General features: G+C 72.4%; 24 protein-coding genes. 17 read left to right on the top strand and 7 right to left on the bottom strand.

What is annotated here, in order from left to right; translation table 11 throughout:
• The coding region (locus ACI2K4_RS30355; protein WP_404516283.1) for a LacI family DNA-binding transcriptional regulator at positions 1-291 on the bottom strand (291 nt) is incomplete at its 3' end.
• A 157-nt stretch (positions 292-448) separates the two neighbouring features.
• Between ACI2K4_RS30355 and ACI2K4_RS30350 the strand changes: the two genes are divergently transcribed.
• The 3 genes from ACI2K4_RS30350 to ACI2K4_RS30340 are packed head-to-tail and all read left to right on the top strand — an operon-like array spanning position 449 to position 2,875.
• A complete protein-coding gene (locus ACI2K4_RS30350) occupies positions 449-1,615 on the top strand; it encodes a Gfo/Idh/MocA family protein (protein ID WP_404516282.1) in 1,167 nt (388 codons plus the stop codon).
• Complete coding sequence (locus ACI2K4_RS30345) at positions 1,612-2,415, top strand: sugar phosphate isomerase/epimerase family protein (protein ID WP_404516281.1); 804 nt, start codon at positions 1,612-1,614, stop codon at positions 2,413-2,415. Before ACI2K4_RS30350 ends, ACI2K4_RS30345 begins: the two co-directional genes overlap by 4 nt.
• Before the next feature lie 55 nt (positions 2,416-2,470).
• Positions 2,471-2,875: a thiol-disulfide oxidoreductase DCC family protein gene (locus tag ACI2K4_RS30340; protein ID WP_404516280.1), complete on the top strand. Its 405-nt coding sequence runs from the start codon at positions 2,471-2,473 to the stop codon at positions 2,873-2,875.
• A 119-nt stretch (positions 2,876-2,994) separates the two neighbouring features.
• Here the strand turns inward: ACI2K4_RS30340 and trxA are convergent, their stop codons facing one another.
• On the bottom strand, positions 2,995-3,363 hold the full coding sequence (gene trxA, locus ACI2K4_RS30335; RefSeq protein WP_404516279.1) for a thioredoxin: 369 nt from the start codon (positions 3,361-3,363) through the stop codon (positions 2,995-2,997).
• Between the two features lie 597 nt (positions 3,364-3,960).
• Between trxA and ACI2K4_RS30330 the strand changes: the two genes are divergently transcribed.
• The 10 genes from ACI2K4_RS30330 (at position 3,961) to ACI2K4_RS30285 (ending at position 11,967) form a co-directional block, all read left to right on the top strand.
• A complete protein-coding gene (locus tag ACI2K4_RS30330; RefSeq protein ID WP_404516278.1) occupies positions 3,961-4,494 on the top strand; it encodes a hypothetical protein in 534 nt (177 codons plus the stop codon).
• A 54-nt stretch (positions 4,495-4,548) separates the two neighbouring features.
• Complete coding sequence (locus ACI2K4_RS30325; RefSeq protein WP_404516277.1) at positions 4,549-5,187, top strand: TrmH family RNA methyltransferase; 639 nt, start codon at positions 4,549-4,551, stop codon at positions 5,185-5,187.
• Between the two features lie 140 nt (positions 5,188-5,327).
• On the top strand, positions 5,328-5,984 hold the full coding sequence (locus tag ACI2K4_RS30320) for a DUF6758 family protein (RefSeq protein ID WP_404516276.1): 657 nt from the start codon (positions 5,328-5,330) through the stop codon (positions 5,982-5,984).
• Positions 5,985-6,106: 122 nt separating this feature from the next.
• Positions 6,107-6,265 carry a hypothetical protein gene (locus ACI2K4_RS30315; RefSeq protein ID WP_170208591.1) on the top strand — a complete coding sequence of 53 codons (159 nt, stop codon included), beginning with the start codon at positions 6,107-6,109 and terminating at the stop codon, positions 6,263-6,265.
• Positions 6,266-6,271: 6 nt separating this feature from the next.
• Positions 6,272-7,141, top strand: a complete 870-nt coding sequence (locus ACI2K4_RS30310; protein ID WP_404516275.1) for a PH domain-containing protein — start codon at positions 6,272-6,274, stop codon at positions 7,139-7,141.
• A gap of 134 nt (positions 7,142-7,275) precedes the next feature.
• Positions 7,276-8,025 carry a SigE family RNA polymerase sigma factor gene (locus ACI2K4_RS30305; RefSeq protein ID WP_404516274.1) on the top strand — a complete coding sequence of 250 codons (750 nt, stop codon included), beginning with the start codon at positions 7,276-7,278 and terminating at the stop codon, positions 8,023-8,025.
• Complete coding sequence (locus tag ACI2K4_RS30300; RefSeq protein WP_404516273.1) at positions 8,025-9,194, top strand: hypothetical protein; 1,170 nt, start codon at positions 8,025-8,027, stop codon at positions 9,192-9,194. Before ACI2K4_RS30305 ends, ACI2K4_RS30300 begins: the two co-directional genes overlap by 1 nt.
• A gap of 60 nt (positions 9,195-9,254) precedes the next feature.
• Entirely contained in the window at positions 9,255-10,157 is a 903-nt protein-coding gene (locus ACI2K4_RS30295) for a PHP domain-containing protein (RefSeq protein ID WP_404516272.1), read from the top strand.
• A 149-nt stretch (positions 10,158-10,306) separates the two neighbouring features.
• Positions 10,307-10,918 carry a MarC family protein gene (locus ACI2K4_RS30290; protein ID WP_404516271.1) on the top strand — a complete coding sequence of 204 codons (612 nt, stop codon included), beginning with the start codon at positions 10,307-10,309 and terminating at the stop codon, positions 10,916-10,918.
• Positions 10,919-11,109: 191 nt separating this feature from the next.
• Positions 11,110-11,967 carry a RecB family exonuclease gene (locus ACI2K4_RS30285; protein ID WP_404516292.1) on the top strand — a complete coding sequence of 286 codons (858 nt, stop codon included), beginning with the start codon at positions 11,110-11,112 and terminating at the stop codon, positions 11,965-11,967.
• A gap of 38 nt (positions 11,968-12,005) precedes the next feature.
• Here ACI2K4_RS30285 and ACI2K4_RS30280 read toward each other — a convergent pair whose 3' ends face one another.
• Positions 12,006-12,899 (bottom strand): oxygenase MpaB family protein, encoded by an 894-nt coding sequence (locus tag ACI2K4_RS30280; RefSeq protein WP_404516270.1) that lies wholly within the window; start codon positions 12,897-12,899, stop codon positions 12,006-12,008.
• A 67-nt stretch (positions 12,900-12,966) separates the two neighbouring features.
• Entirely contained in the window at positions 12,967-13,392 is a 426-nt protein-coding gene (locus tag ACI2K4_RS30275; RefSeq protein ID WP_404516268.1) for a Fur family transcriptional regulator, read from the bottom strand.
• A gap of 211 nt (positions 13,393-13,603) precedes the next feature.
• On the opposite strand from ACI2K4_RS30275, the gene ACI2K4_RS30270 reads away from it, so the two are divergent.
• Positions 13,604-14,083, top strand: coding sequence for a DUF2231 domain-containing protein (locus ACI2K4_RS30270; RefSeq protein WP_404516266.1), 480 nt, complete (start codon positions 13,604-13,606; stop codon positions 14,081-14,083).
• Between the two features lie 35 nt (positions 14,084-14,118).
• Here the strand turns inward: ACI2K4_RS30270 and ACI2K4_RS30265 are convergent, their stop codons facing one another.
• The gene (locus tag ACI2K4_RS30265) at positions 14,119-14,616 is read right to left on the bottom strand and encodes a hypothetical protein (protein WP_404516265.1); all 498 of its coding nucleotides are present in this window, start codon (positions 14,614-14,616) and stop codon (positions 14,119-14,121) included.
• 121 nt (positions 14,617-14,737) lie between these two features.
• Here ACI2K4_RS30265 and ACI2K4_RS30260 point away from each other — a divergent pair, with 121 nt between their 5' ends.
• On the top strand, positions 14,738-14,917 hold the full coding sequence (locus tag ACI2K4_RS30260) for a hypothetical protein (RefSeq protein ID WP_404516291.1): 180 nt from the start codon (positions 14,738-14,740) through the stop codon (positions 14,915-14,917).
• 56 nt (positions 14,918-14,973) lie between these two features.
• Here the strand turns inward: ACI2K4_RS30260 and ACI2K4_RS30255 are convergent, their stop codons facing one another.
• Positions 14,974-15,522 (bottom strand): flagellar biosynthesis protein FlgA, encoded by a 549-nt coding sequence (locus ACI2K4_RS30255; protein WP_404516264.1) that lies wholly within the window; start codon positions 15,520-15,522, stop codon positions 14,974-14,976.
• 123 nt (positions 15,523-15,645) lie between these two features.
• On the opposite strand from ACI2K4_RS30255, the gene ACI2K4_RS30250 reads away from it, so the two are divergent.
• Positions 15,646-15,921 carry a hypothetical protein gene (locus ACI2K4_RS30250; protein ID WP_404516293.1) on the top strand — a complete coding sequence of 92 codons (276 nt, stop codon included), beginning with the start codon at positions 15,646-15,648 and terminating at the stop codon, positions 15,919-15,921.
• Between the two features lie 316 nt (positions 15,922-16,237).
• On the opposite strand, the gene ACI2K4_RS30245 is transcribed toward ACI2K4_RS30250, so the two are convergent.
• Positions 16,238-16,864, bottom strand: a complete 627-nt coding sequence (locus ACI2K4_RS30245; protein WP_404516263.1) for a 5-formyltetrahydrofolate cyclo-ligase — start codon at positions 16,862-16,864, stop codon at positions 16,238-16,240.
• 85 nt (positions 16,865-16,949) lie between these two features.
• Between ACI2K4_RS30245 and ACI2K4_RS30240 the strand changes: the two genes are divergently transcribed.
• The gene (locus ACI2K4_RS30240) at positions 16,950-19,151 is read left to right on the top strand and encodes a diguanylate cyclase (protein WP_404516262.1); all 2,202 of its coding nucleotides are present in this window, start codon (positions 16,950-16,952) and stop codon (positions 19,149-19,151) included.
• Positions 19,152-19,156 lie beyond the last annotated feature (5 nt).

The following is a 19,156-nucleotide window of genomic DNA, read 5'->3' as shown; positions in this document are numbered from 1 at the left end:
GTTGCAGATGATGACGAGTCGGCCGTGTTCGGTGGCGACGCGTTGGAGGCCGCGGGTGATTTCGGCGAAGTAGGGGTCGGAGACGTCGTGGACGATGACGCCGACGGCGGAGCGGTGGTTGCGGGCGAGTAGTTGGGCGTGGGCGTTGGGGACGTACTGGAGTTCCTCGACCGCCGCCAGCACCCGCTCCCGCAGCGCGTCGGTCACCGGCTTGGCGCTGCCGTTGATGATCCGGGACGCGGTGGCGGGGGAGACTCCCGCCCGGCGCGCGACATCTGCCAAGGTGGCCATCGATCCGACCTCTCCCCGACCGCCCTGAGCCGGCTGCCAGGTGAGGATAGCGCGCGGCCGTACGGGCGTGAGGAAAGCCCTTGCCGAATCCGGGTGTTGGCCAGTAACGTGCGCGGGAAAGCGCTTACCTAGCGACTCGGCTCAAGGAGGCGACGGCATGGCCCGTACCACGATCGGGATCGTGCTCAACGGTGTGACCGGCCGGATGGGCTACCGACAGCACCTGGTCCGATCGCTGCTGGCGATCCGGGAGCAGGGCGGCCTGCCGCTGCGCGACGGCACCCGGCTCTGGCCGGAGCTGGTGCTGGTCGGCCGCAGCGAGACCAAGCTCCGGGAGATCGCCGAACGGCACGGCCTGACCGAGTGGACCACCGACCTGACCGCCGCACTGGCCCGGTCGGACGTCCAGGTCTACTTCGACTCCCAGACCACGGCGCAGCGGGAGAAGGCGCTCCGACTGGCGATCGAGGCGGGCAAGCACATCTACACCGAGAAGCCGACCGCCGAGGACCTCGCCGGCGCGGTCGAGTTGGCCCGGCTCGCCGATGCCGCCGGCATCAAGCACGGCGTGGTCCAGGACAAGCTCTTCCTGCCCGGCCTACGCAAGCTCGACCGGCTGGTCCGGGGTGGCTTCTTCGGCCGCATCCTCTCCATCCGGGGCGAGTTCGGCTACTGGGTCTTCGAGGGCGACTGGCAGCCGGCGCAGCGTCCGTCCTGGAACTACCGGACGGCCGACGGGGGCGGCATCGTGGTGGACATGTTCCCGCACTGGCACTACGTGCTGGAGCAGATCTTCGGCCAGGTCAACGCGGTGACCGCGCACGTCAGCACGCTCATCCCGACCCGTTGGGACGAGGCCGGCGAGCCGTACGAGGCCACCGCCGACGACGCCGCGTACGGCATCTTCGAGATCGACCGGCCCGGCCAGTCCAGCCCGATCGTGGCGCAGATCAACTCCTCCTGGGGAGTCCGGGTCTACCGGGACGAACTGGTCGAGTTCCAGGTCGACGGCACCGAGGGCAGCGCGGTCGCCGGGCTGCGTAACTGCCGGATCCAGCACCGGTCGACCACGCCGAAGCCGGTGTGGAACCCGGACCTGCCGGCGACCGAGGACTTCCGGTCGCAGTGGCAGGTGGTGCCGGACAACGAGGAGTTCGACAACGGCTTCAAGGCACAGTGGGAGTTGTTCCTGCGGCACGTGGTCGAGGACGAGGCGTACTCCTGGGACCTGTGGGCCGGCGCACGCGGCGTGCAGCTCGCCGAGTTGGGCCTGCGCTCGGCCCGCGAGGGCCGGCGGATCGAGATCCCGGAACTCGACCGGTGAACCGCTTCTCGCTCAACCAGGCGACCACGAAGTACTGGCCCATCCCGGAACTGGTCGCCGGCTGCGTCGACGCCGGGGTGACCCAGGTGGGCCTCTGGCGCGAGGAGACCCGGGCGCACGGCGTGGAGAGGACCGCGGCGCTGGTCCGGGAGGCCGGGCTCGCGGTCACCTCACTGTGCCGCGGTGGTTTCTTCCACACCCCCGACTGGTACGACGAGAACCGTCGCGCCATCGACGAGGCGGCCACGCTCGGTGCGCCGGTGCTGGTGCTGGTCTCCGGCGGGCTGCCCGAGGGGAGCCGGGACTTGGACGCGGCGCGGGCCAGGGTGGGCGACGCGATCGGCGAGTTGGTGCCGTACGCGCTCGACGCCGGGGTCCGACTGGCGATCGAGCCGTTGCACCCGATGTTCGCCTCCGACCGATGCGTGGTGTCCAGCCTCGGACAGGCGTTGGACCTGGCCGCGCCGCATCCGGTCGAGGCGGTCGGTGTGGTGGTCGACACCTACCACGTCTGGTGGGACGACCAGGTCTGGGCACAGATCGACCGGGCCGGACGGGGCGGGCGGATCGCCTGCTTCCAGGTCGCCGACTGGGTCACCCCGCTGCCGGAGGGGGTGTTGCTCGGGCGTGGCCTGCCCGGCGAGGGTTGTGTCGAGCTGCGCCGGTTCCGGGAGGCGGTCGACGCCACCGGCTTCACCGGGCCGATCGAGGTCGAGGTCTTCCACGCCGACGTGTGGGCGCGGCCGGGGCGCGAGGTGCTGGACGCCACCCTCGCGGGTTACCGGACCCACGTGTTGTAGGGGTCCGGTAGGCACTGGCCTGTGCGACGCCCGTGCGACGGGGGAGGATGGCGGTATGGACCGGCCCATCTTCGTCTACGACGGCGACTGCGCGTTCTGCACCAGCTGCGCCGAGTTCGTCGCGCGCCGCATCCCCACCCGGGCGCGGGTGGTGCCCTGGCAGTTCACCGACATCGAGGCCCTCGGCCTGACCGTCGCGGAGTGCGACGCCGCGGTGCAGTGGGTCGGCACCGATGGCGATCGGGCGGCCGGTCCGGATGCCATCGCCCGGCTGCTCGGCGCGAGCGGGCCGGTCTGGCGGGTGCTCGGCGGCCTGCTCCGGCTGCCCCCGGTACGCGCGCTGGCCTGGCCGACGTACCGCTGGGTGGCCCGCAACCGGCACCGGATGCCCGGTGGCACCGCCGCCTGTTCGCTCCCGCAGGCGGAACGCGAGCAACGCTTCGGCCCCACCGCGCGCTGACCCTGGTTGTCGCCCACCCGGGCCGTCCCGGGAAACGACGACGGCCGGACCCCCTCGCGGGGTGTCCGGCCGTTCGCGTCGGTACGCCAGACCTCGGCCGTGGGCCGTAGGGACCGGCGTCAGTGCTCGTGGGTGTGCCCGGCGAGCTGCTTGCGGACGTCGTCCATGTCGAGTGCCTGGACCTGGTCGATCAGCGACTGCAACGCGCTCTCCGGCAGGGCACCGGGCTGGGAGAAGACGATCACTCCGTCGCGGACCGCCATGATCGTCGGGATCGAGCGGATCTCGAACTTCGCGGCGATCTCCTGCTGCGCCTCGGTGTCGACCTTGCCGAAGGTGATCTCCGGGTGCTGCTCGGACAGCTTCTCGTAAACCGGGGCGAACCGCTTACACGGGCCACACCAGTCCGCCCAGAAGTCCACCAGAACGGTGCCCTCCGAACTCGTCACCTCGTCGAAGTTGGCTGCAGTCAGCTCAACGGTCGCCATTGAACTCTCCGTTCACGGGTTGAGACCTACGCAGGCAAGAACCTGTCCACCGCCTTGGGAATTCCCTGTCCCTCCATGCCGAAACGCCCAGCGTGGCCAGGGTCACCCCGATCGGTGCCGGGGCGCCGGCTCACGGTCCCCGCGATACTGGCGGATCGACGACGTTCGGTCTAGCGAGGTCGACGGGGGGACAAGATTAAAGAAAATTAACTAATTACGTACGGTGACGGGAGCGCTTCCATCCATCTCCCGTCGTCGACCTGGGGTGATGTGATGATCACGCTACTGACGAGCGCTGATTCGACTGGTGACGGCCGGTCACCGCAATATCAACTCTTACGTTAAGTAGTGTTACGAAACAATAACTGTGACCTCTGTCTCTGTTCCGACTCTTCTGTGAACCGGTCCGATCGGGCAGAATCTTCCGTATCAGAGCGTGGGCGGCGGGTGCCGGGGAGGGCCCCGCCGCTCATTGCGTCCGCCCCCGAAAACATTCGCGGGCCTGATTCTGCCCAGCGTGCGGTCGGCCAAAATCTGTCGGGCAAGACCTCTTACCGTGCGGCCCGGCGGTCATATGCTGGCGCCGGGAGGTCCCCCATGAGCCAGTACGCCCCGGGCGAGCCGCCGATCGACGGTCGGCGTGCCGGGCAGGTGCCCACCATGGCCTACTCGGCCGACGAGTGGCGGCTGCTGGTCCGGTTGCCGGGTCGGGTGCTGGTGGCGGCCACCTCGACCGAGCCAGCGACCCCTCGGCACGCGGTGCTCGAGGGACTGGCCGGACTCGAGGGCATCGCGGCCGGACGTTCCTTCGACAGCGACCTGGTCCGGGCCGTGGTCGTGGCGATCTACGCCGAACCGGACAACTCTCCGCTCCAGGCCGGGCGGCACGTCGACCGGCGCGACCGGCTCGCCGCACTGCTCGTCTCCTGTCAGGCCGCGGTCGAACTGCTCGCCGACCGGGCCGACCCGGCCGACTCGGCGGCCTACCGACAGTGGGTGCAGTCCGTGGCGGCCCGGGTACGCGGGGCGGCGCATCCGGTTGACCGGCACCTTGGCACCGCCGGGGAGTGGGTGCCCGGCATCGGCAGCAGCTTCCTCGGCCGGCTCGGCACCGCCCTCGCCCTGCGCTGACCCCACCGACCCGAGGCGTCGGGTCGGTGGTGATGGGCCGTACCCTTTCGGGGCGTGGAGGCTGAGGTCGTTTGGGGGGGCGAGGACGAGGTCGGGGTGGGTCCCTGGGCGGGCGAGTTCCCGACCGACCCGCGCTACGACCCGGAGCTGCTCGCGCACGGCGACCGGCGCAACGTGGTGGACCGCTACCGGTACTGGCGGCAGGAGGCGGTCGTCGCCGACCTGGACCAGCGCCGGCATTCCTTCCACGTGGCGATCGAGAACTGGCAGCACGACTTCAACATCGGGACCGTGGTGCGCAACGCGAACGCGTTCCTCGCCGCCGAGGTGCACGTGGTCGGGCGGCGGCGGTGGAACCGGCGCGGCGCCATGGTGACCGACCGGTACCAGCACGTCCGGCACCACGAGAGCATCGCCGGCTTCGTGGACTGGGCGCGGGAGGCACAGCTCGTGGTCATCGGGATCGACAACCTCCCCGGCGCCCGGCCGCTGGAGACGGTCACGCTGCCGGCGCGCTGCGTACTGCTCTTCGGCCAGGAGGGCCCCGGCCTGTCCGATCCGGCCCGGTCCGCCTGCGACCAACTCTTCTCGATCGCCCAGTACGGCTCCACCCGCTCGATCAACGCCGGTGTGGCCAGCGGGATCGCCATGCACGCCTGGATCCGGGCGCACGCCGGACCGCCGCCCGGGTAGCTGTCGTACCAGCCGTCCGGGGCGGGTCGCGCAGTGGGTAACTTGACCGAAAAGGCCGGTTCGCTTGACTCCGGGGCGCTGTGCCGTGGACTGTAGTTCGTGTGAGCCTTGCGGTGAGTTGTCCGAGGTGTGGCGGTGCGGTGACGCCGCCGGACCTGATGAACTCGGAGTGGCGGTGCGCGGACTGCGGTCCGGTGTCGCCACTCCAGGTCGCCGAGCGGGTCGGGCCGGGAATGGTCGAGACGGTCACCGCCCGGATCGGCGACACGCCCGAGGCGGTCGGCTCGCCGATGCCGCTCTGGTGTCTCTGGCCGCTGCCACCCGGATGGGTGATGGCCGGCGCCGCCTGGGCCGGTGACGACCGTACGGGCGTGCGGGCCACCGCCGTCGCGTGCAGCGGCCCGGCGCCGCTCGGTGGCGGACCGGCCGACCTGGTGCTGGTCGCCGAGGAGCCCGGCGTCGGCCTCGGCACCCGGTTCGCCGGCATCCCCGGCCCGGACCCGGGCGCCCTCCTTGCCGACGTGATGGCCGATGAGCTGCCCGGACACGCCGAGAACCCGGCGCACGCGAAGGTCCGGGCGGACGGTCACCCGGCTCCACTTTGGTCGGTCAAATCCCCGACAGACCGCAGCGCGTACGTCGGCGAAGCTCGGGGTCGATGGCTGTATGCGATAACCTGGCCGTCGAGCGCGGGTTACCTCCTCGCGGAAGATGTCGTGCTGCACGACCTCTCCGAGTGGTTGCCACCCGAGCTGGTGTACGGCGCGCCGTCTCCGTACCTGCACGGGCTGGTCTGACCGACCATCTCGGACCGGTCCGAAAATGGCACAAACTTGGAATTCACGGTAAGACACCTGACTGATACGCTACGTACTGCTGCGGTACGCCACACGGCGCGCGATCGAGGGGATGGCCCGTCATGGTCAAGAAGGTCCTCACCTGGGGTGGAATCGCCTTCCTAATTTTCTTCATCGCGTTTCGGCCGGACTCCGCCGCCGACGTCTTCAAGTCGTTGGGCGGCGGCGTAATGGACATCGCGCAGGGCTTCAGCGACTTCTTCGCCAGCCTCTTCGCGTAGCCGGACATGGGTAACCCGTCCGGGCCACCCCCCGATCCAGACGACGACGCCGAACGTTGGCGCAGGGAACGGGACACCGAGCCGATACCTCGGGCGCGACCAGACGGTCCCGACGACTCGCCCTACCCGGGCGCGCCGTCCTATCCGGACGGAACGCCCTACCCCGACGGCGGCTTCGACGACGGGTCACGCTCCGGTCGCACCTGGGACCGTGACCCGGACGAGGAGTACCGGCCGCCGGAGATCTCCGAAGAGGAGCTGGCGGGGCTCCGGGTCGACGCCTCGGGCATGCCGCTCGGGCCGCGTCGGGTGCTGCCGCTGGAGGACGAGCCGACCGCACTGGTGGCCCGCTACCTCTTCCCCACCGAGCGGTACCGGGGCGAGTGGAAGCGACACAAGGTCTACCTGGCCACCCCGATCCTGATCGGGCTCGCCGCCACGTTCGTGCTCGGCTACCTCTCCGGCTTCCTGGCCGGGCAGCAGATCGCCGGGCTGACCACCGTCGCGGTGCTGATCTGGCTCGGCGTCATGGGGTACGTGGCGTGGAAGGTCGCGGACTGGTTCTTCGACCGGTTCATCCTGACCAACAAGCGGGTCATGGTGGTCAACGGCATCATCACCCGCCGGGTCGCGATGATGCCGCTCGCCCGGGTGACCGACATGAAGTACGAACAGTCGCCGCTCGGGCGGACCCTGAACTACGGCACCTTCGTGCTGGAGTCGGCCGGTCAGGACCAGGCGCTGCGCGAGGTCAAGTACCTGCCCAACCCGAACGAGCTCTACCTCCGCGTGGTCGAGGAGATGTACGAGCCGCAGGCGGTCGAGGCGCGGCTCGGCAAGGAAGCCGACGAGGCAAAAGCCGACGACGGGGCGTAATCGGGTCGAAGCAGTACGGTAACGGGTGCGCACTTCTGTCCGAACATCGGAGGAGGGCGCAACCCGTTCGCCGTCGACCCGACCGGGCCGGCTGTGGCAACCTGTCGGTTGGCGCGGTCCGGGGGAGGCGACAGGTGGCGGCCAGGGCAGACCTGGAAGAGGAGTTCCGCGAGTTTGTCGCGGCCCGCTCCGCCGCGCTGCTGCGTACCGCCTATCTGCTGGCCGGGGACTGGGCGACGGCCGAGGACCTGCTCCAGACCGCGCTGACGAAGACGTACCTGGCCTGGAAGCGGCTCGGCGAGATCGAGGCGGTCGAGCCGTACGCCCGCCGGGTGCTGGTCAACACCGCGACCAGTTGGTGGCGGCGGCGCTGGCACGGCGAGCGCCCCACCGAGGTGCTCCCCGAGCGTCCGGCCCCGGACCAGATCGAGGAGCAGTTGGAGCGGGACGCGCTCTGGCGGCACGTCCGCACGTTGCCGGCCCGGCAGCGTGCCGTGCTGGTGCTCCGCTTCTACGAGGACCTGACCGAGTCGCAGACCGCGGCGATGCTCAACATCTCGCCCGGCACCGTGAAGAGTCAGACTTTCCGGGCGCTCAACACGCTGCGCCGACGACTCGGTGAGGAGCCGGGGAGCGAGGCCGCGCTGGCTGCCCGTACGGCTGGCGAAGGCCGACCGGCGACGACCGGGAGCGCCGCCTCCCGCCCGGCCGCCACGTCACCGACCGGCGCGACCTCGGCTGGCCGCCCCGGCGGCCGGGCCGCCACCCCCGCACCCGAGCCCCGCCGGGTGCCGGCCGCGCCCCGGCCCGCCCCCGCCCGGGTGCCGCTGACCGTGGCTCCCGTCGCGGCGCCGGCCGGTCCGTCGACCGGAGCCGAGGGCTGATGATCATGCTTGAGGACTCACTGCGGAACATGTTCGCCGAACGGGTCGAGTCGCCGCCCCTGCTCCGGGACCCGGCCTCGGTCGCGATCGGGCGCGGGCGCGCCGCCCGGCGCCGCCGGGCCGTGGCCTCGTCGGTGGCGGCGGCGCTCGCGCTGGTGTTCACCGTCGGCGGGATCGTCGGCCTGCGGGACATCACGGCCCCCGGCGGCGGCCGGGAGGGCTCGACGGTCGCGTTCAACGGACAACCGGACGTGGCGCCGACCAGCCCGCCGGTCGAGCCCCAGCCGACGGTCGACACCGGTATCGGTCTCGACCTCTGGGCCGGCGAGCGGCTCTGGACGACCGACGGCCGGACGCTGCGGCTGACCGGCGTTGGCACGGTGTCCCGGATCTACCGGGTGCCCACCGGCTGGGTCTACGGCGGCACCGCCGGGGTCCGCTTCCTTCGCGCCGACGGCAGTTCGATCTCGCTCAGCGGCCAGGACGAGCGGTGGGTGCTGAGTCCGGGCGGCGACCAGTTCGCCTTCGTGGTCGACACCGCGCTCTACGTGGCCCGGGTCAGTGCGACCGGGCTGGCCGTACGCACCAGGACCGACGTGCCGCCGGGCATCACCCCGGTCGCCTTTCTCGACCGGTCGGTGGTGATCAGCGACGAGACCCTGGGCTTCGACCTGCTCGACCCGGCGGCCACGTACCAACCCCGCTGGAACGGGGAGATCGCGGGCGTGATCGGCGGCAACGGCAAGACGCTGACCGGACTCGTACCGCCGGCCGGCGGCGGGACGGCGCCCTGCCTGGCCGAACTGGTGCCGGGCGACGACGGGCTGGCCCCGGCCCGGGTCGGCACCTGTGCGCTGGACCTGGCGCGCGGCACCACCGGAGACCGGATCACCCCGGACGGCGGCTGGCTCGCCGAGCCCGGGGCGAACGACGTACGTCTGGTCGACCTGGCCCAGGCGGTCGCCGGGCGGAACGGGTCCGTGCTCTGCCGGGTGCGCAGCACCGTCCCGCCGGCCTGGGCAGACAACAGGACCCTGCTCGTCGCCGACGACCGGGGTGTGGTCCGCTGCGGGGTCGACGGCAAAGAGCGGGTCGTGCCGCTGCCGAGCGGGGTGACCGCCCGGTGGCAGTTCGTACCAAAACTCACCTCGGGCCAGCCGGCCGGCTGAACCGGCTGGCCGAACGGCCGATCGGTCGGCGGCAAGCGGTCGGCCGGTAGCCTCGTACCAGTGACATCGTCCGTGCCGCCCTTCCCACCCGTGCCCGGTCCGGACCCCCGGATCGACCTGCACGCCCACTCGACCGCCAGTGACGGCACGCTCAGCCCGGCGGAACTCGTACGGGCGGCGGCCCGGGCCGGTCTCGACGTGGTCGCGATCACCGACCACGACACCACCGCCGGTTGGGCCCCGGCAGCCACGGCGCTGCCACCGGGACTGACCCTGCTGCGCGGGGCCGAACTCTCCTGCCGCTGGTACGGCACCCAGCCCTCAATCGCCCTGCACCTGCTCGCCTACCTCTTCGACCCGGAGTCACCCGAACTGGTCGGCGAACTGGCCCGGATCCGGCTCGCCCGGGAGATACGCGCCGAGCGGATCGTCGAGTCGTTGCGGGCCGACGGGATCGACGTGGACTGGTCCGACATCCAGGCCCGCGCCGCCGGGGGTACGGTCGGACGGCCGCACATCGCCCAGGCGCTGATCCGGGCCGGGCTGGTGGGCAGCACCAGCGAGGCGTTCGAGCCGAGGTGGCTCGGCTGGCGTTACCGGGCACCCAAGGAGGACCTGGACGTCTTCCACGCGATCCGGCTGGTCCGCGAGGCGGGCGGGGTGCCGGTCTTCGCCCACCCCAGGGCGAGCCGGCGTGGCCCGGTGGTGCCGGACGCGCTGATCGCCGAGATGGCCGCCGCCGGACTGTTCGGGCTGGAGGCCGACCACGAGGACCACTCGCCGGACGAGCGGGCGCAGGTCCGCCGGCTCGCCGCCGAGCTGGGCCTGGTGGTCACCGGGTCGTCGGACTTCCACGGCGAGCACAAGACGGTACGGCTGGGCGCGTTCACCACGTCGGTCTCGGCGTACGAGCGGATCGTGGCGGAGGCGAGCGGCGTACCGCTGATCTCCGTCGCCGGATAGGCGTCCGCCCGGCGTCCGAGCTGACGTCTGGTTGCTTCGTCCCGATAGCGGAAGCGCTGACTGCTTCGTCACCGCCGCCGAGGGTGATGCTGGTCGCCGCCGTGTCCCGTGGAGATGGTGCCGGGCCCCCTGCCCACTACCGTGACCGCGTGGATCTGAAACTCTTCGTGGAGGTGTTCGTCACCCTGCTGGTCATCATGGACCCGCCGGGTATGGTGCCGATCTTCCTCGCCCTGACCGGACCGCTGGCGGCCCGGGACCGGAACCGGGCGGCGCGGCAGGCGGTGACACTCGCCCTCGGAGTGATCGTGATCTTCGCGGTCGCCGGTCAGACGATCCTGGAGTACCTGCACGTCTCCCTCCCGGCCCTGCAGGGCGCCGGCGGCCTGCTGCTGGTCCTGGTCGCGTTGGAACTGCTCACCGGCAAGGCCGACGATCCGGGTCAGCAGACCACGTCGAACATCGCGCTGGTCCCGCTCGGCACCCCGCTGCTCGCCGGACCGGGTGCCATCGTCGCGACCATGCTCTTCGTGCAGGGTGCCGACGGGTTCTCCGACCAACTGGCCATCGCGGTCGGCATCGTCGCGGTGATGGTCGCGGTCTGGCTCACCCTGCGGTTCTCCGGCGGCATCGTCCGGGTGCTCCGGCCCAGCGGCATCGAGGTGCTCACCCGCATCGCGGGTCTGCTGCTCGCCGCGATCGCGGTCCAGCTCATCGCCGACGCGGTGAGCGCCTTCGTCAAGGTCTTCCAGCAGGGTTGACCGGTGCGGTGAGCGCCTTCGTCATGCTCTTCGAGCGGGGTTGACCGGTGCGGTAGCGGCGCGGACGGCGGGTATCGACCGGGATGTCGGTGCCGGATGGGAGGATCTGCACCGTGCGCAGACCGACCTCCCCCGGTAACCGGACCCCACGACCCCGAGGCAACCAGCCGGAACAGTTGGGCTTCGACGGGATGCCGGAGCGGCTCTTTGTCTGCACCCCGAGCAAGCTCGGCAGCTACACCGACTGCCCGCGCCGTTACCGCTACTCCTACGTCGACCGGCCGACGCCGGTCAAGGGTCCGCCCTGGGCGCACAACTCACTCGGCGCCAGCGTGCACACGGCGCTGCGCAACTGGTATGCCCTGGCGGAGCCAAAACGCCAACCGGAGGCGCTGCCGGTGCTGCTCAAGGGCACCTGGGTCGGCGAGGGATACCGCGACGGCGAGCAGGAGCGGGCGGCGTACCGTCGCGCCCTGCGGTGGCTCGAATCCTATGTGGAGACACTGGAGCCGGGGGCCGAGCCGCTCGGCGTGGAACGGGTGGTCGCGGCGAAGACCGCCGTACTGGCGTTCAACGGTCGGGCCGACCGGATCGACTCGCGCCCCGGCCCGAACGGCCCGGAAGCGGTGATCGTCGACTACAAGACGGGCCGTACCGGGCTGGACGTCGACGACGCGCGCGGGTCGCAGGCCCTCGCCCTCTACGCGTACGCGGCCGAGCGGGTCTTCCGGCGTCCGTGCTACCGGGTCGAACTGCACCACCTGCCGAGCGGGACGGTGGCCGCGTTCGACCACACCCCGGAGTCGATCGCCCGCCAGGTCGGCCGGGCCGAGGCGACCGCCCGCGACATCATGGCCGCCGAACGGGCGGTCACCGACGGCGCCGACCCGGACGAGGCGTTCCCGGTGGCCCCGGGGCCGGGCTGTGCCTGGTGCGACTTCCGGCGTACCTGCCCGGGCGGGGCGGGTGCACCGGTCAAGGACCCCTGGGCGGCGGTCGAACGTACCCTGGCCCCGGCGGAACCGGCGCCGCCCCGGACCGAGCAATAGCGCCCCGGGCCGAGGAACGGCGGGCGGTCGACCGGGGACTAGCGGGGCGGGCCGAGCCGGGCGGCACGGGCCTGGGCCGCCTGGTAGATCGGTCCTTCGAGGTAGCGGCGCGGGATGGCGCCCAGCGCCAGGCGCAGGGTCCGGGCGCTGAGCGCGGCGGAGTGTCCCGTGCTCGGCAGCCCGAGACCGCCGTAGAGCCGTCGGGCCCAGGATGGCAGCAGGCCGAACGCCATGCCGGCGACCCCGAGGTAGGCGAACCGGGCCGGGCCGAGGTTGAGACCCAGGTACGCCGCTCGGCTCAGCTTCCACGGGATCGGCGGCGCGGTGAGGAAGAACGCGGTCTCCGCCGCGTCCCGGGTCATCCGCAGTTCGGGCCGGACCCGTGAGTAGTACTCCTCCACGGCCCGCGCGTTGCCGGGAACCGTCTCCGGGTCGAGGCCCACCAGGGCGGCCACCCGCCGCTGCTCGTCGTAGTAGGCGTCGGTCTCGGCGTCGGACAACCGCAGTCCGGCCCGGCGGGCGGTGCTGACGAACGACTCCACCTCGGCGACGTGCACCCAGCGCAGCAGGTCGGGGGCGTCGATCCGGAACTCCTGCCCGGTGTCCGGGTCCCGGGCGCGCATCCGGGCGTGCAGGGCGGTGAGCCGTCGTCCGGCCGCCTCCGCCTCGGCGGTGGTGCCGTAGATCGTGGTCGCGACGTACCGGGCGGTGCGTTGCAGCCGGCCCCACGGGTCGGACTTGAAGTTGCTGTTCTGCGCCACCGCCGCGACCGCACGCGGGTGCAGGGCCTGGAGGTAGAGCGAGCGCAGGCCGGCGACGAGGAGGATCGGCTCCCGGTGCACCTTCCAGGTCACCGAGGCGGGACCGAAGAGCCCGAGGCCGTCGTCCGGTTCCCACGGAGCGCCGCCCGGCTCCACGCTCTGCCGTTCCATCAGCCAAGGGTGCCACCGGTGCCGCCGCCGTACCGTCCGGTCGCCGGAGGTCAGGTGTCGCCGAGTCCTACCGGTCGGCGGTCCGGCGCTGCTGGCAGTTCGGGCAGAGGCCCCAGAAGGTCACCTCGGCCTCGTCCACCTCGAAGCCGTTCGAGTCGGCCGGGTCCAGGCAGGGTGCCGATCCGTGTACGCAGTCGACGTCGCTGATCTCGCCACAGCCACGGCAGACGAGGTGGTGATGGTTGTCACCGGTACGCGACTCGTACCGTGCCGGGCTGCCGGCTGGTTCGATCCGTCGGGACAGACCGGCCCGGGCCAGCGCTCCGAGCACGTCGTAGACCGCCTGTACGGAGACCGAGTCGAGACGGCCACGGACCCGTCGCACGATCTCCTCGACCTCGAGGTGGCCGCCGTCGGCGAGGACCTCCAGCACGGCGAGGCGCGGCCGGGTGACCCGCAGGCCCTTCGCCCGCAGCATCTCCTCGCCCGTCATCGACCAATAACAGCACGCGTACGCGGAGCCATCAAGCGCCCGGAACCCACGGTGGTACGCGGCACACCCGTGCAGACCGGATCGGCGGCGAGTTGGGAACCACGGTGAACCGTACCGGCTCTGCCTTCGTGTACGACTGTTAGGGATACCGTTCCCGGTCGATGTTCCGTACCCTGACTCGCGCTCCGGGTCAGCCGTCGAGGAGGTTGTCGTGTTCAGGGAAATCATGGGCCTCCCCGTGCACCCGCTGGTGGTGCACGCCGCCGTCGTGTTCGTGCCGCTGCTGGTGCTGCTCGCGATCGGATACGGGGTGCTGCCCCGGTTCCGGGCGAGGATCGGTTGGGCGGTGGCCGCCCTCGCCGTGGCCGCGCCCGCGGCCTCCCTCGTCGCCAAGCTCTCCGGCGCGGAACTGCTGGAGGTCCTGACCGCGAAGGGTTACCCGCCGCCGATTCTCGAGCAGCTCGCCGAGCACCAGGGCTACGGCGACCTGCTGTTCTGGTTCACCCTCGGGCTCGGCGTCACGGCCGGACTGATGCTCTGGTCCACCAGCGCCCGGGCCAGCGGCAAGGTGCCGAGCTGGCTCGCTCCGGTCTTCACCGGCCTGGTGGTCGTGTTCGGTGTGCTCTCCGCCGTCTACGTCTTCCTGACCGGCGACTCAGGTGCCCAGGTCGTCTGGACCGGCGTGCTCTGAGCCACGCTGCGCCCGATCCGTCGGGGACCCGGGGATCAGAACAGGATCCGGGAGCAGAGCAGGCACATCACCACGAGCAGCACCGCCCCGGCGACCAGCCCGACGCCGTACGTGAGTGTCCGGGCGCTCGCCTCCGCCGCGTCCAGGGTGGGCATGTCCTGACCGGGCAGCGGGCGCGGTGGGGCAGGCTGTACGTGGACCGGAGGGCGCCATCCCGGCGGCGGGGTGGCGCTCTGCGGCGGGCCGGGATAGGTGCCTGCCCCCGGTGACACCACCGGCGTCCCGGGCGTCGGCGACTGCGGCGCCCACGGGACGTACGGCCTCGTCACGTCCGGCACGTGCGCCGGTTGGACCGGCGGTCCGGTCGGCGCGTCGACCGTGGACGGTGTTGCCGGCGGCTCGCCCGTGGCCGACGTCGGTGTGCCGGCTCCGGCCGTGGGTGCCGTGGCCGCCGTCGGTGGCTGCGAGGTGGACGGCTCGGTCGGCCGCCGCCAGAAGCTGTCGTCGGTGGCTTCGTCGCTGGGGGAGGTCACGGCGTCCGACGCTACCCGAGCCATCGGGAAACCGGCCCGGACGAAGGCCCCGCGATCCGCGCGGCGTCGAGCGGCGGGGCGGGGGCCCGTTCCGGTGGGTAGGCTACTGAGCGTGAAGAGGGTGGACGAGCCACGGCCGGTCGGTCCGGGGCTGGACAGCGAGCGCACTGTTGATCTCGGTGACGACGACTTCGTGGTGATTCCCGAGCAGTCGGTGGACGACACCGATCGCGGCTGGGGTGAGCGTTCGGGCTCCAACGACGAACGGCTGCTCGCCGACCGCCCGCCGCACTGGGACTAACCCACCCTGACCGGTGCCGGCCGGGCCGACCCCGACGCCCCGTCGGCGCTGCCACGCTATTCCCGGACCAGGATGGCGAACCGGGTGCCGTCCGGCAGTGCGACCGTGCGCCGTGCCTGTTCCGGCGGCAGGGCCAGGTAGAGCGCGCTCCCCTCCACCGCGGCGTCGGTGGTGCCGAGCACGTCGAGCACCAGGGCGTGGGCGGCGATCGGTGGGCTGTCGGCCGCCCGACCCGGCCCGGCGGCGCCCCCGGTCGGTACGACCAGCAGGTCGACCCGGGCACCGGGGCGTACGACGGTCAGGGCGGCCGGCTCGGCCAGCCGGACCGGCACCCCGACCATTCCCGACGGCAGCGGCAACCGGGTCCCCGCCGCGACCGGCGTCCCGGGTGATCCCGGACCGGTCGGTCCGGCGGCCGGAGGAACCGGCCGTGGTGCGGCGGGACAGGCCGGCGGCGGTTCCCGCAGGTAGAGCGTCGCGGCGGCGAGGGAGAGCAGCCCGGCGGCCAGGCCCAGCCGGAGCACCGTGCCCCGGCGAGGTGGGGTCGGCCAGCGGGACGGGGAGAGTGACGACGACCGTCGTGCCGGCCCGGATCGGATCGCCATGCCTACCGCCTCCAGTCGACCGGGGCGCCACGACTCGGGCGCGGTCCGGTGGGCAGGAGGCTAGGCGGGATGGGGCCGGGCGGGTGCCGCCCGGCATTCCACCTGTGGAGAACTCGGCGGGCTGTGGAGAACCCCCGGCCGAGGGTGTGGATCTGTTACGCGGCGCTGCCGGACGAGCTGCTGGTGCTCGCGGTCGACTTCGTCGTACCGGACCCGCTGCCGGAGCCGGTGCTGGTGGCGCTGCCGCCGGAGCCGGACGAGGTCGAACCGGTCGAGGAACTCGACGAGGTCGACGAGGAACCGCCCGAGCCGTTACCCGACGACGACTCCGACTTGGCCGCGACGGAGCTGCCTCCGGTGGAGCCCTCCGACCCGTTCGAGCGGGAGTCGGTGCGGTAGAAGCCCGAGCCCTTGAAGACGATGCCGACCGAGTTGAACACCTTGCGCAGCCGCCCCTGGCAGGCCGGGCACTCGGTCAGCGGTGCGTCGCTGAACGACTGCACCGCCTCGAGCTGCTGGCCACACGCGGTGCAGGCGTACTGGTACGTGGGCACGGTCTCCTCCGGATCTTGCTTTTCGTTTGGCACTCGCCGTATTCGAGTGCCAATGGTGCGTCATCGGACCCATTCTCGTCCACCCGAAGTGTCCGGCGTGACGCCCGTCCCCCCACGAGCCCACCACCCAGACCGACGGCGGTCGGCCGGACCCGCCCGGATCAGCCGGCGGGAAGCGGTCGCAGTCCGCCGGACGGGGTGATCACGGCCGCTACCGGGCGGTCGTGGGGCTGTGCCGGGACCCGGTCGACCAGCTCGCCGTCGTGGAGCAGGGCCAGGGTCAGGGTGTCCGGCGCGACCCGGGCCAACGCCCGGTCGTACGAACCACCGCCCCGCCCCAGCCGGACGCCGCGCCGGTCGACCGCCACCGCCGGCACGATCACCAGGTCGGCGGTGCCGACGGCGGCCGTACCGAGGCGGTCGCCGACGGGCTCCCGTAGGCCCCGCCCGGCCGGGACCAGGACGCCGCCGCCGTGGTGGGCCCAGTCCAGGTCCAGGTCCGGGCGGAGCACCGGGAGCAGCAGGTCACCGGTTGGCCCGAGCGCGTCGAGCAGCCGATCGGGCAGGTCCGGTCCGCCCGGTTCCGACCCGACCGGCACGTACGCGGTGATCCGGCGCGGGCGGAGTCGACGTACCAGGTTGGTCAGCTCGGCCTGGATCCGGCCGGCGGCGACGGTCCGCTCCGGGGCCGGCAGCGCCCGGCGGCGGGCGAGCAGGACGGCCCGGAGCGCGACCTTCTCCCCGGGTACCTCGCCCGTCACTTCCGCTTCATCCGAAAAATCCGGCACGTAACGCTCCTGCGGTAACTCCAGTTTCCTTACGTGGGCTGTGTCAGCATCGCAGCAGCCAACGCGGAACTTCCCGGGGGAACAAGTGACGCTGCGCGGACGGCTGACCATCGCCTTCCTCGCCGTCGTGCTCGGCCCGCTGCTGCTCGGCGCCTTCTTCGCCGGTGGAACCGTCGCCGTGCTCAACGACCATCGGTCCCGGGAGCGGCTCGACCTGGCCGCCGCCACCGTGCGTACCTCGGTCACCGCCCTCTGTCAGCAGTTGTACGCGGCGGCCGACGCCGTCGCGGTCTCCGCCGGGAGCGCCGCCCGGGACGCCGCCGCGCGCCAGGTGATCGCCCGTGGCCTGGCCGTCGCGGTCCGGGTCACCGACGCCGCCGGGGCCGACACCCTGCTCACCCCGACCGCGCCGCCCGCGCCCTGGGCCGAGTGCGCCGGCGGCTATCCGGTCACCGGTCCGGTCCGGGCCCTGGCGGTACGGGTGGACCTGCGCGACCCGAGCGGCGGCGCGATCGGCACGGTCTGGGCGGCCCAGGTGGTCGACCCCGGTTTTGTCGCCCGGCTCGCGGCGGCGACCGGCGCCGCCGTCACCCTCTGCCGGGGCGAGCCGGGACCGAGTACGGCCATGCACAGCACCGAGCAGACCGGCAGCCGGGACGCGGTCCTGCTCGCCGCCCACCACCTCCGGGGCGACGCGGTCGGCGAGACCGACACCGGCCGGTACGTGCGCCGGGTCGGCCCCGCACCCGGCCAGCCGCTCGCGCTGGTCCTCTCGGTGCCGCCGAACCCGTCGCAGCGCATCTACGCCGTCCTGGCCGGTGCGGTGCTGCTGGCCGGGCTGCTCGCCGTACTCGCCGCCTGGCGGCTGGCCCGCTCGACCACCCGCCCGCTGACCGAACTCGCGCTCGCCGTGGACCGGGTCGCCGACGGGGACCTGACCGCCCGGGTGCCGGTGAGCCGGCCGGACGAGGTGGGTCGGCTCGCCCGCACCTTCAACCGGATGACCCGGGAGACCCAGTCCTACGTACACGCCCTGACCACCAGCCGGGACCAGCTCCGCAACCAGTTGGCGCTGCTCGGCGACACCCTGGCCAGCACCCACGACCTGCACCGGATCCTCCAGGTGATCCTCCAGACCGCGTTGGTCGCCACCGGGGCCCGGGCCGGCGTGCTGCTCCTGCTCGACCCCGGGACCCGGACCCTGGTCGGCCAGTGCGGCGAGGGGCTGGCCGGTCCGGCCGCGACGGACCCGGCCGTGCTGCGGATCCCGCTCGGCGGCGGCCTGCTCGGCACCGTCGCGGCGACCGGTGAGCCGTCGCGCGGTCGGATCGGCCGGGACGGGCCACCCCGCTCCCGGTTCGAGCCCGACTGCCTGACGTACGTCGCGGTGCCGTTCGCCGCGCCCGGCTCGGCCGGACCGCCGCAGGGCTCGCCCGGTGTGCCGTACCCGCTGGTGGAACCTCCGGCCGGTGGTGCGTTGGGGGTGCTGGCCCTCTACGACCGGCACGGCAGCGACGACTTCGACGACACCGACCTGGTGACCCTGCGCAGCTTCGCCTGCCATGCGGCGGTGGCGGTGGACAACGTACGGATGCACGAGGAGGCGCAGCGGCTCTCCCTCACCGACCCGCTCACCGGCCTGTGGAACTACCGGTACCTGAAGGAGTCGGTCCGACGGGAGGTCGAGCGGGCCAGCCGGTTCGGTCGCACGATCAGCCTGCTCGTACTCGACCTGGACCGCTTCAAGGAGGTCAACGACACGTACGGGCACGCCGCCGGGGACGTCGTGCTGACCGAGTTCGCCCGTCGCATCCGGGGGGTCATCCGGGAAGTCGACCTCGCCTTCCGGCAGGGCGGCGAGGAGTTCGTCCTGCTGCTGCCGGAGACCGACGCGCGCGGCGCGGTGACGCTGGCCGAACGGCTCGGCGCGGCGATCCGGGACACACCGATCACGATCCCCGGACCGGCGGGCGCCGTCCCGGCCGGGCCGCGCGCGCTGATCCCGGTGACCGTGTCGATCGGCATCGCCGTCTACCCGCAGCACGCCACCACCGCCGTACGGATGCTGGACGCCGCCGACGGTGCGCTCTACGCGGCGAAGGCGGCCGGACGGGACACCCACCGGATGGCGGCGGTCGACGACCGACCCGTGGTCGAGGAGATCGCCGTACCGGCCGGTGCGGCGACACCCGACGACGGACTGCCCCGGGCCGGTGGACACCCTGGTCCGGGCGATGGCGGCGCGTCTTCCGGGCCGCACCCGCCGCGCCAGGTCCGTGGCCGATAGTCTCG

This window comes from Micromonospora sp. NPDC050397 (assembly GCF_044901685.1).
Classification (GTDB): Bacteria; Actinomycetota; Actinomycetes; order Mycobacteriales; family Micromonosporaceae; genus Micromonospora_G.
The sequence above is the reverse complement of the archived record's forward strand: the minus strand, read 5'-3'. Positions and strand labels throughout refer to the sequence as shown.

Bases quoted from the DNA above. Each gene is read 5' to 3' on its own strand.
- ACI2K4_RS30275 (WP_404516268.1), bottom strand. From the start codon at position 13,392: ATGACGGGCGAGGAGATGCTGCGGGCGAAGGGCCTGCGGGTCACCCGG.
- ACI2K4_RS30310 (WP_404516275.1), top strand. From the start codon at position 6,272: ATGGGTAACCCGTCCGGGCCACCCCCCGATCCAGACGACGACGCCGAA.
- ACI2K4_RS30315 (WP_170208591.1), top strand. From the start codon at position 6,107: ATGGTCAAGAAGGTCCTCACCTGGGGTGGAATCGCCTTCCTAATTTTC.
- ACI2K4_RS30255 (WP_404516264.1), bottom strand. From the start codon at position 15,522: ATGGCGATCCGATCCGGGCCGGCACGACGGTCGTCGTCACTCTCCCCG.
- ACI2K4_RS30280 (WP_404516270.1), bottom strand. From the start codon at position 12,899: ATGGAACGGCAGAGCGTGGAGCCGGGCGGCGCTCCGTGGGAACCGGAC.
- trxA (WP_404516279.1), bottom strand. From the start codon at position 3,363: ATGGCGACCGTTGAGCTGACTGCAGCCAACTTCGACGAGGTGACGAGT.
- ACI2K4_RS30285 (WP_404516292.1), top strand. From the start codon at position 11,110: ATGCCGGAGCGGCTCTTTGTCTGCACCCCGAGCAAGCTCGGCAGCTAC.
- ACI2K4_RS30340 (WP_404516280.1), top strand. From the start codon at position 2,471: ATGGACCGGCCCATCTTCGTCTACGACGGCGACTGCGCGTTCTGCACC.
- ACI2K4_RS30300 (WP_404516273.1), top strand. From the start codon at position 8,025: ATGATCATGCTTGAGGACTCACTGCGGAACATGTTCGCCGAACGGGTC.
- ACI2K4_RS30330 (WP_404516278.1), top strand. From the start codon at position 3,961: ATGAGCCAGTACGCCCCGGGCGAGCCGCCGATCGACGGTCGGCGTGCC.
- ACI2K4_RS30350 (WP_404516282.1), top strand. From the start codon at position 449: ATGGCCCGTACCACGATCGGGATCGTGCTCAACGGTGTGACCGGCCGG.